The following is a 13,074-nucleotide window of genomic DNA, read 5'->3' on the forward strand; positions in this document are numbered from 1 at the left end:
GCCGTACGGTGCCGGGCCCGGCTGGGGCGGCACGTAATGGGGCGGCGCGTAGGGGCCGTTGGCCGGAGGCGGCGGGTACGGGCCGCCGTTCGGCGGCACGGGCGGCTGGTACGGATTGGTGGGTCCCCCGAAACTCACGTGCAAGTCCCTTCCGTTACTCACGGTGCTGAAGGCGGCACAAACATCAGCCATCGCCTCAGCCAAGTCAACTCGCTTTGGAGCCGGGGGTCATGGGGTCGGCACGCACGCGACCCCGAACTGCCGAACAGTCAGCAACCCCACGGCAGCCTCGCCCGCACCTCGAACCCGCCCTCCGGGGTGTGGCCGTGCTCCAGGCGGCCGCCCGCGAGGGTCGCTCGTTCCGTCAGGCCGATCAGGCCCTGGCCGGATCCGGGGACGGGCGGCACCTCGCCCTCGGGGGGCGGGTTGTGCACGGAGACGGTGAGGCCGTCGCCCGGTGCGCCGGTGACGGTCACCGTGACCTCCGTGCCGGGGGCGTGCTTGCGGGCGTTGGTCAGGCCCTCCTGGACGATCCGGTACGCGGTGCGGCCGACGGAGGACGGGACGTCGGCGGCGTCGTCGACGCGGTGGTCGAGGGCCACCTTCATGCCGGCCTCACGCGACTCGGCGACCAGCGTGTCCAGCGCGCCGAGCGTCGGCTGCGGCCGGCCCGTGTCGTCGGGCTCCCCCGCCCGCAGGACGCCGATGATCTCGCGCAGGTCCTGGAGGGCCTCGTGCGCGCTCTCCCGGATCACACCCGCCGCCCGCGCCGTCTCCGCCGGGGGCGCGTCGGGCCGGAACTCCAGGGCGCCCGCATGCACGCTCAGCAGGGTCAGCCGGTGCGCGAGCACGTCGTGCATCTCCCGCGCGATGTCCTCACGGGCGAGCCGCTGCGCCTGCTCGGCCCGCAGTTCCGCCTCTGTCTCGGCCCGCCGGGCCCGGTCCCTGAGGCTCACCATGAGCTGTCGCTTGGCCCGTACGAACATGCCCCAGCCGACGATCGCCACCGTCAGCAGCACGGCGAAGGGCACGCTCACCAGGTAGGGGACGTCCGCGTCGGGACGCACCCAGTAGTACAGCGGAGCCAGGGCCGCGTTGATGCCACCCACCCAGGCCACGTACCGGAAGGGGCGGTGCACGGCGAGGGTGAACAGCGCGATCAGACCCGCCCCGCCCGCCGTGTCCGAGACGAAGGTGAGGGGAGTCATCGCCACGGCCAGCCCCAGCGGCCAGCGGCGGCGCAGCCAGACGGCCGCGCAGGCCAGCGCCCCGGTCAGCTGGTCGACGGCGGCCAGCCATTCCGGGACATGGGGGTTGTCGTTGAGCGCCTCTATGGCGGCCGCGCCCACCAGCACCGCCAGCAGGAAGCAGGAGAAGTCGACGACCCAGTCGCGGGCGGTACGCCGGGGCCGTCGCCCGGCCCGCGCGGCGTCGGGGTCGAGCTCGTGCAGCAGGGCGGACGGGATGAACCATCTGCGTCCGGTGAACAGCGCAGGTGTCGGTGTCTCGCCCGTCAGAACCGGGGAGGCCTGCCCCGCGTCGTCACCACTCACGGTCGACAAATCTACGCAGGTCCGGGCCCGTTCACCTCTCCCTGGCCGGTATCGTCGACCAAAGTCACCGCATCGCAGACTTTCGGCGCGGGCGGCCGGGGCCGGACAGGGACTTCCGTCCGACGCACGCTCGCCCCGCGGCCGATGTGCGTGGGGGGTCCGCGGGGCGAGGCTCGTGCCATGAAGCAGGTGCTGGAGATTCTCGGCTTCCTCGCCCTCGTACAGGGCGTGGCGGGCCTGGTGCACGAGTTCACCGACTGGAACTGGGGCCTCGTGCAACGACTGGGGTTCCTCGACGGCTACGAGATCTACGCGAGCGTCGTCCTGCTCGTGCTGGGCGTCGCCCTGTTCGCGGCGGCCGGGAGCCGGAAGTCCGTCTGAGCACCCGGGCGGACTTCCGGCCGGCGTTCCGGGAAGTGGCCGCCCGGCTCAGCAGCCGTAGTCGACCAGGTCGAACGACTCGTAGTGGTCGGCCGTGTAGTAGTCCTCCCGGTTCTCCTCACCGGTGACGATGCGCCGCGCACCGCGGGTGGAGGAGCCGGGGGTGATGACCGTGTACTCGTGGTAGTAGCCGGACGACTGGCTCGGCAGGATGCGCTCCCGGTTCTGGAAGACGGTGCCGTCCTGCTCGAACGGGAAGGGGCCGCCCTGCTCGATCAGGTCGAGCGTGTCGTGGGCCTGGGACGGCAGGTCGCCGTAGCAGATGCTGCCGACGGCGGTGGGGGCCGCGTCGGCCGTGGTGGCGGAGACGGTACCGCCGACGAGGAGGGCGGACAGGAGGGCGGCTGCTGCGCCGAGCCGCGAGGCGCGTGGGGGGAAAATCATGCGCACATGATGACGCGCGTAGACCGTGGCATGTCAATGACAAGTTCGGAGATTTTCCCGTCAAGTCCCATCAGTTAGCGGGAAGTTAACCTGCCCCCGGCGCCCTCACGCGCTGTTCACCGGGGCCGGTGAGGGCGTCGGGGCGGGGCGGTCACGCGTTCTCCGGCAGCGTGTACTCGCCGTACTCCGGGCGGCCCGCCACCTCGTACGTCTGGATCGAGACGCCCGTACTGGTGACGCTCCCTCCGGCATGCCGGAACGCGGTCGGTACGGCGCCCTCCGGGAACAGCCGGAACCCGGCGCCGAGCACGACCGGGAAGGTCAGCAGATGCAGGGAGTCGACGAGGCCGTGGGCCAGCAGGGACCGGACGAGGGCGCCGCTGCCGTGCACCTGGATCTCGCCGTCGGTGCGCTCCTTCAGGGCCGTGACCTCCTTGGCGAGGTCTCCGGTGAGCACGGTGGTGCCCGCCCACTCGGGGTCCTTGAGGGTCGAGGACGGGACGTACTTCGGCAGTGCGTTGAGTTTTGAGGCGACCGGATCGGCGGGGTCGGTCACCTTCGGCCAGAAGGTGCTGAAGATGTCGTACGTACGGCGCCCGAGCAGGAAGGCGCGCGGACGTGCGAAGACCTCGTCGATGAACCGGCCGAAGTCCTCGTCGGCGTACGGGAAGCTCCAGCCGCCGTGGGTGAAGCCGCCGCGGGTGTCCTCGTGAGGGCCGCCGGGGGCCTGGTAGACGCCGTCGAGGGTGACGAAGAGGGTGGAGACGAGCTTGCCCATGGCGGGTGCCCTTCTGCTCGGAACGGTGGGGGTCTGTTGTCATCGGTTCAGACCCCGTGGGCGTCCGCAACTCATCGCTCGGCCGTGGGCTCCCGCGGTGAGGGACCACAGGAGCCCACCTCGGCGTCCGTTCACCGCCAGCACCGCTGCCGGCCGGCCGGTGGGATGGACCCATGACTTCTCAAGGAACTCTCGGACATCTCGGAACTCTCAACGGCAAGGCGGCTCTCGTGACCGGCGCCAGCCGTGGCATCGGCGCGGCGACGGCCCTGCGGCTGGCCCGGGAGGGCGCGGACGTGGCGGTCGGCTATGTGAACGGCAAGGAGGCGGCCGAGGACGTCGTACGGGCCGTGGAGGCGCTGGGGCGCCGGGCGGTGGCGGTGCGCGCGGACGCGGCGGACGCCGCCGAGGCGGCCGGTGCCGTGACCGCTGCGGCCGAGGCGCTGGGCGGCCTCGACATCCTGGTGAACAACGCGGGCATGGGGGTGCTCGGGCCGCTGGAGACCCTGTCGCTCGCCGAGGTGGACCGCGTCCTCGCCGTCAACGTGCGCGGTGTCTTCCTGACCTCCCAGGCCGCCGCCGCGCGCATGCCCGAGGGCGGGCGCATCATCACGATCGGCAGTTGCATGGCCCAGCGCGTGCCGGGGCCCGGCGGCACGCTCTACGCCACCAGCAAGGCGGCCCTGGCCGGTATGACCAAGGCCCTGGCCAGGGAGCTGGGCGGGCGCGGGATCACGGCGAACCTCGTCCATCCCGGGCCGATCGACACCGACATGAATCCGGCGGACGGGCCGTACGCGGCCGGCCAGGCGGCGCTGACGGCGCTGGGGCGGTTCGGCACGGCGGACGAGGTGGCGTCGATGGTGGCGTACCTGGCCGGGGCGTCGTACGTGACCGGGGCGGAGTTCCTGGTCGACGGCGGGCACGCGGCGTGAGACAGGGGCGCACCGGAACGACAGGGCACACCGGTGCCAGGGGGCGCACCGGTGCTGTCGGGCCGGTGCGCCCCCTGGGGCGGGGTCGGCTCAGCCGCCCAGCTCCTGGTGACGCGCCGCGAGGCGCCGCGCACCGTCCTCCGTCAGGGAGCCGAACAGCCGCAGCCGGGAGATGCCGCCGTCCGGGAAGATGTCCACGCGCGCGTGCGTGCCGACGGCCGGGACCGGGAGGACGAAGCGGTGGTCGGTGTCGGGCTGGAGGCGCGTGCGGGGCAGGATCTCCCGCCACTGACCGTCCTCGCCGTCGCGCACGGACACCGAGGCCCAGCCGGCGCTGTTGCCCTTGAGGTACGCGGTGTCGATCTCCAGGGCGCGGATCCGGGACTGGGCGGCCAGCCGGTAGCGGATCCAGTCGTGGCCCCGGTCGCGGCGGCGCCGGGTCTCCCAGCCGTCGTCCATCTTGCGGGAGCGGCCCGGCTGGATGGTGTTGGTGGCGGGCGAGTAGAAGAGGTCGGAGGCGTCCTCGACCTGACCGCCGTTCTCCAGGGCGACGACGTCGAAGGTGCCCAGCGCCGCCAGCCAGGCGGGGTCCGGGACGACCTCGCCGTGCACGCGCAGGCGTGCGATGCCGCCGTCGGGGTGCTGGTTGACCCGCAGGTGGGTGAAGCGCTGCTCGACCGCGACGGGGAAGCCGTTCGCCGCGTGGCCGCCGACCGGGGTGCGCGGCACGAGGGTCGTCCACTTCACGTCGTCCCCGAGGAGTTCCCCGGGCGACGGGGAGCCCGGCACGCAGGTGCCCTCGACGGACACGGCCTGCGGGTAGTTGCCGCGGAAGTGCGCCGTGTCGACGACGATCCCCCGGACCACGCCCGGGGCGCCGAGGCGGACCAGCGCCCAGTCGTGGTCCTCCGCGGTCGGCCAGGGGTGCTCGGCGGAGGCGCCCCGGCGGCGGCGCGTCTCCCAGCCGTCCATGATCTTGCCCTTGTGCCCGAAGTGCTCGGGGTCGAACTCGGCGCGCCCGGGCACCAGCAGGTTCTCGCGCTGGGCGAAGAACTCGTCGTTGGCGGCGATGACACCGGCACCGAGGCGCCGGTCGGCGAGGTCGGCGTACTGAGTGAAGGGGAAGTCGGCGGTGCGGTAGTCCGCGTACGGGTCGCCGCCTCCGTAGGGGTTCGCGTCGCCGGTGAAGCTGGGAATCGCCGTCACGGTGATCAGGTCTGCCTTTCGAGTCCGGGATGGGGATCAGTTGGTTCGGGTGAGGAGTCGCCCCTTCGGTTCGGTGAACTCGCCGTCCGCGACGATCCGCTGCCCGCGCAGCCAGGTGGACTTCACGACGCCGTACAGGGTCCTGCCCGCGTAGGCCGTGACGCGGTTGCGGTGCTGGAGGGACGCGGGGTCGACGGTGAACGTCTCGTCGGGGGCGAGGACGGCGAAGTCGGCGTCGCGGCCCGCCGCGATGGCGCCCTTGCGGTCGTCGAGCCCGACCAGTTCGGCCGTCCGCGCGGACATCCAGCGGACCACGTCCTCCAGGCCGTGCCCGCGCCCCCGGGCCTCGGTCCACACCGCCGCCAGGCTCAGCTGGAGTCCGGAGATGCCGCCCCAGGCCGTCGCGAAGTCGTCGGTCTTCAGGTCGGCGGTGGACGGGGAGTGGTCGGTGACGACGCAGTCGATGGTGCCGTCGGCCAGCGCCTGCCAGAGCAGGTCCTGGTTGGCGGCCTCGCGGATCGGCGGGCAGCACTTGAACTCGCTGGCGCCGTCGGGGACTTCCTCGGCGGTGAGGGTCAGGTAGTGGGGGCAGGTCTCCACGGTGACGCGGACGCCCTCCGCCCGCGCCTCGGCGATCATCGGCAGGGCGTCGCTGGAGGACAGGTGGAGCACGTGCACGCGCGCGTGGAGGGCCTTCGCCTCGCGGATGAGCTGGGCGATGGCGGTGTCCTCGGCGTCCCGGGGGCGGGAGGCGAGGAAGTCGGCGTATCTGGGGCCGGGCCGCTGCGGGGCGGAGGCGAGGAGGTGGGGGTCCTCGGCGTGCACGATGAGCAGGCCGTCGAAGGCGGCGATCTCGGCCATGGTGCGGGCGAGCGGGTCCCGTTCGAGGTGGGGGAACTCGTCGACGCCGGACGGCGACAGGAACGCCTTGAAGCCGAAGACGCCTGCCTCGTGCAGCGGGCGCAGGTCCTTGATGTTGTCGGGGAGGGCGCCGCCCCAGAAGCCGACGTCGATGTGCGCCTTGTCGGCGGCGACCTGCTGCTTGGTCCGCAGGTGCGCGACGGTCGTGGTCGGCGGGAGGGAGTTGAGGGGCATGTCGACGAGGGTCGTGATGCCACCGGCCGCGGCGGCGCGGGTGGCGGTCCAGAAGCCCTCCCATTCGGTGCGGCCGGGATCGTTGACGTGCACGTGGGTGTCGACCAGGCCGGGCAGCAGGACGTGGTCGCCCACGTCCTCCAGGCGAGCGGTCTCCGGTACGGGTGCGTCGTACGGGAGGACGGCAGTGATCTTGCCGGCGGCGACCGCGACCGATGCGGCACGCGTCCCCTCCGGAGTGATGACACGCGTCGAGCGAAGCACCAGTTCAGCGTCGGACACCCGGGACCCCTTTCTTCAACGTTCTGTTGAAGGAGTCTTCACTCCCCTTGCGGCCCCGTCAAGGGCACACTGCTACAGGGCACACCAGCACCCCGCCCCTAGACTTTTCCACGAAGCGGAATTAAGATCCCGGGAAGCGAAATGCTACCCGAAAGGAACGCGCCGTGCCGTCCAGCGCCAGCACCACCGACTCCGCCCGGTCCTCCGCCAACGGCGGGGTCCAGTCCCTGGAGCGCGCCTTCGACCTGCTCGAACGGATGGCGGACGCGGGCGGCGAGGTCGGCCTGAGCGAGCTGTCCGCGAGCAGCGGGCTGCCCCTGCCGACCATCCACCGCCTGATGCGCACGCTGGTCGCCTGCGGGTACGTACGGCAGCAGGCCAACCGCCGCTACGCACTCGGCCCGCGCCTGATCCGCCTCGGCGAGTCCGCCTCCCGGCTGCTGGGCACCTGGGCGCGGCCCTATCTCGCCCGCCTGGTCGAGGAGACCGGCGAGACGGCGAACATGGCGCTGCTGGACGGGGACGAGATCGTCTACGTGGCCCAGGTGCCGTCGAAGCACTCGATGCGCATGTTCACGGAGGTCGGCCGACGCGTGCTGCCGCACTCCACGGGCGTGGGCAAGGCCCTGCTCGCCGGTTTCCCGCCGGAGGAGGTGCGCGCCCTGCTCGCCCGTACGGGCATGCCCGCCGCGACGGACAAGACCATCACGACGCCCGACGGGTTCCTCGCGGCGCTGGAGGACGTGCGCCGCCAGGGCTACGCGATCGACGACAACGAGCAGGAGATCGGCGTCCGCTGCCTGGCGGTCTCGGTGCCCGACTCCCCCACCGCCGCGGCCATTTCCATCTCCGGCCCGGCGGGCCGGGTCACGGAGGCGGCCACCGAGAAGATCGTGCCGGTCCTCCAGCAGGTCGCCGGCGAACTGTCCGAGGCCCTGGCGACCCAGAGCCCCGCCTGACGGTTTCACGAACGGCTCGCTCACGATTCCGTGGGACCGGTCGGGGCGAAGGCCGTGGCGAGTCGGTCGAGCAGGAGCGCCGCGGTGGGATGCGGGTCGCGGTGGGGTGTGATCGTGTAGACGCCCCGGGTCGGGGGATCCACCAGGCGCACCGTGGTGACGTCGGTGCGCAGTGCGCACGTCAGTACGCCGGGTATCAGCGCGATGGCGTGACCGGTCGCGACCAGGGCCAGCTTGCCGAGCAGATCGGCCGCGGTGAGGTCGATGCGGGCGCTGACTCCGGCCCGGGCGGCGTGCTGGCGCAGGAGGGCCGCCGAGCCGTCGTTGTCCTCCACCCAGGTCTGTTCGGCCAGCGTCCGCATGTGCACCGGGCCGCGCCCGGCCTGCGGATGACCGAGGGGCAGCGCGACGACCATCTCGTCCAGGCCGAGAAACCGGCGCTCGACCCTCGGGTCTTGGGGCAGCCCCGGCGGTGCGTCCGTGACGACGGCGAGGTCGAGGTCGCCGGCGATCACGCGCTGATGCAGGTCGGGGCTCAGGCCGGGAAGCAGGCTCCAGCGGACGGCCCGGGCGCGCTCCAGCAGGGCCCGGATGGCCTCGGGCACGATCCCCGCCGCCAGTGAGGGTGTCGCACCGACGGCCAGGGGCCGGCTGACCGCCCCGTCGCGGGCGTCACGTACGGCGCGGACAGCGCGGTCGGCCTCGTTGAGGGTGGCGAGGGCGTGGCGCCGGAAGACCTCGCCGGCCGGCGTCGGACGCACCCCGCGCGCATGACGCTCCATCAGGGACACGCCGAGCTGCCGCTCCAGCCCGGCGATCTGCCGGGAGACCGCCGACTGCGTGTGGTGGAGCTCGGCGGCCGCCGCGGACAGCGACCCGAGCCGGCACACCGTCACGAAGGTTCGCCACACCGTCAGGTCCATGATCCCAGTATGACCAGCAAGTATGCGCGTTCCGCAGGGCAGGCCTGCGAAATCTGCGCTGTTCGCAGCCGTCGCGGTGCACGACTCTGACGCACATGACCACACCGCACACGATCGCCGTCCTCGGCCTGGGGCGCATGGGCACCGCGATCGCGACACGACTGGCCGCTCAGGGACACCACGTCATCGGCTGGACCCGTTCCGGACGCACACCGGGCGCCGTCAGGACGACCGGCGACCCGCACGGCGCCGTGGCGCAGGCCGGCCTCGTGCTCCTGGCGCTGTTCGACGGTCCGGCCTGCCGACAGGTCCTCGACGACGTCCGGGGCGCGCTGCGAGCGGACACGGTCGTGGTGAACACCAGCACCATCGCCCCCGCCGAGGCGTCGGAACTGGCCCGGCGGCTCGGCCCGTCCTACGTCCACGCACCCGTGCTCGGCTCGGTTCCGGCCGCGTCCGCCGGTGCCCTGCGCATTCTCGCCGCCGCCGAGGGAGGCGCCCTGGAGCGAGCCCGGCCGGTACTGGAGACGCTGGGCTCCGTGCTGTCCGTCGGGGACGCCGCCACCGCCGCCGCGCTCAAGCTGATCGCCAACAACGGCCTCGCCGGCGCGGTCCTCGCGCTGCGCGACTCACTGCGGCAGGGCGACGCCCTCGGCCTGCCGCGCGCCCAGGTGCTGGACGTGCTCGAACTCGGCCTGCTGGGCGGGCTCGTGACTCACAAACGGGCCTTCCTCACCGGCGAGCCGGCCACTGCCGCGGCCGAGTTCACCATCAGTGCGCTGGCCAAGGACATGGCACTGCTCGCCGCCGCGTCGAACACCCCGTTGCGCAGCGCGGCCGGCCTGGCGGACATCCCCGCCGACCCCGAGGCCGACATCGCCACCGCCGCCACCGTCCCCGCCGTCGATGACGCCGTGCTCGAACCGCTCCGCGCCTACATCCGCGGGCACGCCACCGGCGACCCCGCCCACTTCCGTGACGCGTTCCTGCCCACCGCCCACGTCGAGGGGGTCCGGGACGGCGCGTTCGTCTCATGGCCCCTGGAGGAGTACTGCGCTCTCTTCAAGGGCCGGCCGGCCACGGACGAGCCGACCCGCTCCCGCCGCATCGACACCGCGGACGTCCACGGCACCGTCGCGACCGCGACCATGACACTCCTGCACGGCGCGGACACCTTCACGGACGTCTTCCTGCTGGTCCGCGTGGGCGAGAGGTGGCGGATCGCCAACAAGGCCTACCACCGCCGCTCCTGAGCCGCACCGGCGTGCCGGGCGCCGCGGGGCAGGCTGGACTTTGCGGACGCTCCCCAGGGCCTGTTGCGAAAGTGGCGCCTGCCGCGCGACGCCCGGCACGCTCCCAGCAAGCTCTTCGAGCAGGGGGGAACCCCCCACTCGCCGCACCGGCCGAAAGCCCGAGGACGCCCAGCACGAGGGCTTCCGCCCGGCACTCTCTTCGAGCAGGGGGACGCCCAGAGCACGCACCGGACGCCGCGCGGCCGCCCTTCGGGCGACGACGCCACTCTCGCAACAGGCCCTAGCCCTGCCCGCGCACCGGCCCGCCGAAGAGGTCCACGGCCCGGCGGACCTCCGCCAGTTCCGGGGCCAGCGCGCTCACCGAGCCGATCGCGCCCGCGATCAGCAGGAGGGAGCGGCGCAGCCGCGGGATCTCGGGGGTGCCGTCGGCCGCCATGGCGTCCAGGGCGGCCAGTTCCTCCTCGGCGATGGTCCGGTCGGCGAACTCGCCGGGATGGGCGGCTAGCCGACGGCGCAGCCGGGCGACGGCGGAGCGCAGCTCCGTCACGCGCGGATCCTCGTCGCCGCCGGTCACAGGCCCCTGCCGCCTCTGCTCAACGCTCCGCAACACAGTCCTCCCCCTCGCACTCCGTCGTGCGCGTGCCCTTCCGACGCGAAGTCCCCCACACCGGGCGCCGGTCGGCCGCCCGGCCGGTCGGTGCGGGCGACAGTAAACGACGCGGGCCACCAGGCGCCAGTCCATTGCGTCATCGACTTGCTCCGCTGCGTAACTTCTCGGCCCGAGGTCGTGCGGTATGTCGTGCGGTATGCAGGATCCATGACGACACACAAGACGACGAACAGGGCGCCTGCGGTTGCGGGGGTGCTGCTCGCCGCCGGGGGCGGACGGCGGCTCGGCGGGCGCCCCAAGGCACTGCTCACCCACCGGGGACGGCCACTCGTGGAGCACGCGGTACGGGTGTTGCGCGAGGGCGGCTGCGAGCAGATCCATGTGGTGCTGGGCGCGCGAGCCGACGAGGTACGCGCACGGGCCTCGTTGCCGGGCTGCGTCCTCGTCGGCAATCCCGACTGGGAACAGGGCATGGGGGCATCCCTGCGGGCCGGGCTGGACTCGCTCGCCGGTACGGGCGCGGAGGCCGCCCTGGTCTCGCTCGTCGACCAGCCCGGTATCGGCCCGGAGGCGGTGGCCCGGGTCCTCGGGGCGTACGAGGGCGAGGAGTCGCTGGTGTCGGCCGCGTACGACGGAGTGCGCGGCCATCCGGTCCTGTTCGGTGCCGCTCACTGGGCGGGCATCGCCGCGACTGCGACCGGGGACCGGGGGGCACGCGCCTATCTGAAGGAGCACGAGCCGGGGATCACGCTCGTCGAGTGCGCGGACGTGGCCCGGCCCTTCGACATCGACACGGAGGCCGATCTGGCCCACCTTGAGTGAACGGGTTGGCACGGAGCGCCACCTTGCCTCGATCCAGAGAATCTCGACATCAACAGATGATTGAACTTCCACCATGAGGAAACTAGTATCCACTGATCAGAAGCGCCCGAGGGTTCCGCGGGCGCCGAACGCCGTATCCGGGAAGACTGGCACCCGGTGCCGAACCGCCGGTTCGTCTTCGTAGCTCGCTGAAGGAAGTGACCGTTCATGTCCGCACCAGCGCCGTCCCCGCTGGCCATCGTCGACGCCGAGCCCCTGCCCCGGCAGGAGGAGGTCCTCACCGAAGCGGCGCTCGCCTTCGTGGCCGAGCTGCACCGGCGGTTCACGCCCCGCCGTGACGAACTCCTCGCCCGCCGCGCCGAGCGCCGCGCCGAGATCGCCCGTACCTCTTCCCTCGACTTCCTCCCGGAGACCGCCGCGATCCGCGCCGACGACTCCTGGAAGGTCGCCCCGGCCCCCGACGCCCTGAACGACCGGCGGGTCGAGATCACCGGCCCCACCGACCGCAAGATGACCATCAACGCCCTCAACTCGGGCGCGAAGGTGTGGCTCGCGGACTTCGAGGACGCCTCCGCGCCCACCTGGGAGAACGTGGTCCTCGGCCAGCTCAACCTGATCGACGCCTACACGCGGAACATCGACTTCACGGACCCGAAGTCGGGCAAGTCGTACGCCCTGAAGGCGAACGAGGAACTCGCCACGGTCGTCATGCGCCCGCGCGGCTGGCATCTGAACGAGCGGCACCTCGTCGACGCGGACGGCACCCCGGTGCCCGGCGCGCTCGTCGACTTCGGCCTGTACTTCTTCCACAACGCCAAGCGCCTGCTGGGCCTGGGCAAGGGCCCGTACTTCTACCTGCCGAAGACCGAGTCGCACCTGGAGGCCCGCCTCTGGAACGAGGTCTTCGTCTTCGCGCAGGACTACGTCGGCATCCCGCAGGGCACCGTCCGCGCCACCGTGCTGATCGAGACGATCACGGCCGCGTACGAGATGGAGGAGATCCTCTACGAGCTGCGCGACCACGCCTCCGGGCTGAACGCGGGCCGCTGGGACTACCTGTTCTCCATCGTCAAGAACTTCCGGGACGGCGGCGCCAGGTTCGTCCTGCCGGACCGCAACGCGGTGACGATGACGGCCCCGTTCATGCGCGCGTACACCGAACTCCTCGTGCGTACCTGCCACAAGCGCGGCGCGCACGCGATCGGCGGCATGGCGGCGTTCATCCCGTCCCGCCGGGACGCGGAGGTCAACAAGGTCGCCTTCGAGAAGGTCCGCGCCGACAAGGACCGCGAGGCGAACGACGGTTTCGACGGCTCCTGGGTCGCCCACCCCGACCTGGTGCCGCTCGCCATGGAGTCCTTCGACAAGGTCCTCGGCGACAAGCCGAACCAGAAGGACCGGCTGCGCGAGGAGGTCGACGTCAAGGCGGCCGACCTGATCGCGATCGACTCGCTGGACGCCAAGCCGACGTACGCGGGTCTGGTGAACGCCGTGCAGGTCGGCATCCGCTACATCGAGGCCTGGCTGCGCGGCCTCGGCGCGGTGGCGATCTTCAACCTGATGGAGGACGCCGCCACCGCCGAGATCTCCCGCTCCCAGATCTGGCAGTGGATCAACGCGGGCGTCGTCCTCGACAACGGCGAGCAGGTCACCGCCGACCTGGCCCGCAAGGTCGCCGCCGAGGAACTGGCGAACATCAAGGCCGAGGTCGGCGAGGAGGCCTTCGCGGCCGGCAACTGGCAGCAGGCGCACGACCTGCTGCTGAAGGTCTCCCTCGACGAGGACTACGCCGACTTCCTGACGCTCCCGGCGTACGAGCAGCTCAAGGGCTGA

Annotated in this window: 13 protein-coding genes; 6 read left to right on the forward strand and 7 right to left on the reverse strand. The window is 72.2% G+C overall.

Annotation, left to right across the window (positions count from 1 at the left end; translation table 11 throughout):
- Positions 1-269 precede the first annotated feature (269 nt).
- Positions 270-1,553, reverse strand: coding sequence for a sensor histidine kinase (locus CA983_RS07080; protein WP_425276427.1), 1,284 nt, complete (start codon positions 1,551-1,553; stop codon positions 270-272).
- Positions 1,554-1,733: 180 nt separating this feature from the next.
- On the opposite strand from CA983_RS07080, the gene CA983_RS07085 reads away from it, so the two are divergent.
- Positions 1,734-1,934 carry a hypothetical protein gene (locus tag CA983_RS07085; protein WP_086600016.1) on the forward strand — a complete coding sequence of 67 codons (201 nt, stop codon included), beginning with the start codon at positions 1,734-1,736 and terminating at the stop codon, positions 1,932-1,934.
- Positions 1,935-1,982: 48 nt separating this feature from the next.
- Here the strand turns inward: CA983_RS07085 and CA983_RS07090 are convergent, their stop codons facing one another.
- Together CA983_RS07090 and CA983_RS07095 are read right to left on the reverse strand one after the other, a co-directional pair.
- On the reverse strand, positions 1,983-2,378 hold the full coding sequence (locus CA983_RS07090) for a guanyl-specific ribonuclease (RefSeq protein ID WP_086600017.1): 396 nt from the start codon (positions 2,376-2,378) through the stop codon (positions 1,983-1,985).
- A 151-nt stretch (positions 2,379-2,529) separates the two neighbouring features.
- A complete protein-coding gene (locus CA983_RS07095; protein ID WP_086600018.1) occupies positions 2,530-3,156 on the reverse strand; it encodes a dihydrofolate reductase family protein in 627 nt (208 codons plus the stop codon).
- 173 nt (positions 3,157-3,329) lie between these two features.
- Between CA983_RS07095 and CA983_RS07100 the strand changes: the two genes are divergently transcribed.
- Positions 3,330-4,091 carry an SDR family oxidoreductase gene (locus CA983_RS07100; protein WP_086600019.1) on the forward strand — a complete coding sequence of 254 codons (762 nt, stop codon included), beginning with the start codon at positions 3,330-3,332 and terminating at the stop codon, positions 4,089-4,091.
- A 90-nt stretch (positions 4,092-4,181) separates the two neighbouring features.
- Here the strand turns inward: CA983_RS07100 and alc are convergent, their stop codons facing one another.
- Positions 4,182-5,297, reverse strand: coding sequence for an allantoicase (gene alc, locus CA983_RS07105; RefSeq protein ID WP_086600020.1), 1,116 nt, complete (start codon positions 5,295-5,297; stop codon positions 4,182-4,184).
- Between the two features lie 36 nt (positions 5,298-5,333).
- Entirely contained in the window at positions 5,334-6,674 is a 1,341-nt protein-coding gene (allB, locus tag CA983_RS07110; RefSeq protein ID WP_086600021.1) for an allantoinase AllB, read from the reverse strand.
- A gap of 164 nt (positions 6,675-6,838) precedes the next feature.
- Here allB and CA983_RS07115 point away from each other — a divergent pair, with 164 nt between their 5' ends.
- Positions 6,839-7,633 carry an IclR family transcriptional regulator gene (locus CA983_RS07115; RefSeq protein WP_086600022.1) on the forward strand — a complete coding sequence of 265 codons (795 nt, stop codon included), beginning with the start codon at positions 6,839-6,841 and terminating at the stop codon, positions 7,631-7,633.
- Positions 7,634-7,653: 20 nt separating this feature from the next.
- Here CA983_RS07115 and CA983_RS07120 read toward each other — a convergent pair whose 3' ends face one another.
- Positions 7,654-8,556, reverse strand: coding sequence for a LysR family transcriptional regulator (locus CA983_RS07120; protein WP_086600023.1), 903 nt, complete (start codon positions 8,554-8,556; stop codon positions 7,654-7,656).
- A 95-nt stretch (positions 8,557-8,651) separates the two neighbouring features.
- Here CA983_RS07120 and CA983_RS07125 point away from each other — a divergent pair, with 95 nt between their 5' ends.
- A complete protein-coding gene (locus tag CA983_RS07125) occupies positions 8,652-9,809 on the forward strand; it encodes a nuclear transport factor 2 family protein (RefSeq protein ID WP_086600024.1) in 1,158 nt (385 codons plus the stop codon).
- Between the two features lie 280 nt (positions 9,810-10,089).
- Here CA983_RS07125 and CA983_RS07130 read toward each other — a convergent pair whose 3' ends face one another.
- Entirely contained in the window at positions 10,090-10,419 is a 330-nt protein-coding gene (locus CA983_RS07130; protein WP_086600025.1) for a DUF5955 family protein, read from the reverse strand.
- Positions 10,420-10,626: 207 nt separating this feature from the next.
- Here CA983_RS07130 and CA983_RS07135 point away from each other — a divergent pair, with 207 nt between their 5' ends.
- Positions 10,627-11,241 (forward strand): nucleotidyltransferase family protein, encoded by a 615-nt coding sequence (locus tag CA983_RS07135; RefSeq protein WP_086600026.1) that lies wholly within the window; start codon positions 10,627-10,629, stop codon positions 11,239-11,241.
- 207 nt (positions 11,242-11,448) lie between these two features.
- On the forward strand, positions 11,449-13,074 hold the full coding sequence (aceB, locus tag CA983_RS07140) for a malate synthase A (RefSeq protein WP_086600027.1): 1,626 nt from the start codon (positions 11,449-11,451) through the stop codon (positions 13,072-13,074).

The organism is Streptomyces swartbergensis (assembly GCF_002148965.1).
Lineage (GTDB): Bacteria > Actinomycetota > Actinomycetes > Streptomycetales > Streptomycetaceae > Streptomyces > Streptomyces swartbergensis.

Coding starts and splice junctions, on each gene's coding strand:
- CA983_RS07135 (WP_086600026.1), top strand. CDS start 10,627: ATGACGACACACAAGACGACGAACAGGGCGCCTGCGGTTGCGGGGGTG.
- aceB (WP_086600027.1), top strand. CDS start 11,449: ATGTCCGCACCAGCGCCGTCCCCGCTGGCCATCGTCGACGCCGAGCCC.
- CA983_RS07120 (WP_086600023.1), bottom strand. CDS start 8,556: ATGGACCTGACGGTGTGGCGAACCTTCGTGACGGTGTGCCGGCTCGGG.
- CA983_RS07095 (WP_086600018.1), bottom strand. CDS start 3,156: ATGGGCAAGCTCGTCTCCACCCTCTTCGTCACCCTCGACGGCGTCTAC.
- CA983_RS07085 (WP_086600016.1), top strand. CDS start 1,734: ATGAAGCAGGTGCTGGAGATTCTCGGCTTCCTCGCCCTCGTACAGGGC.
- CA983_RS07125 (WP_086600024.1), top strand. CDS start 8,652: ATGACCACACCGCACACGATCGCCGTCCTCGGCCTGGGGCGCATGGGC.
- CA983_RS07090 (WP_086600017.1), bottom strand. CDS start 2,378: ATGATTTTCCCCCCACGCGCCTCGCGGCTCGGCGCAGCAGCCGCCCTC.
- CA983_RS07100 (WP_086600019.1), top strand. CDS start 3,330: ATGACTTCTCAAGGAACTCTCGGACATCTCGGAACTCTCAACGGCAAG.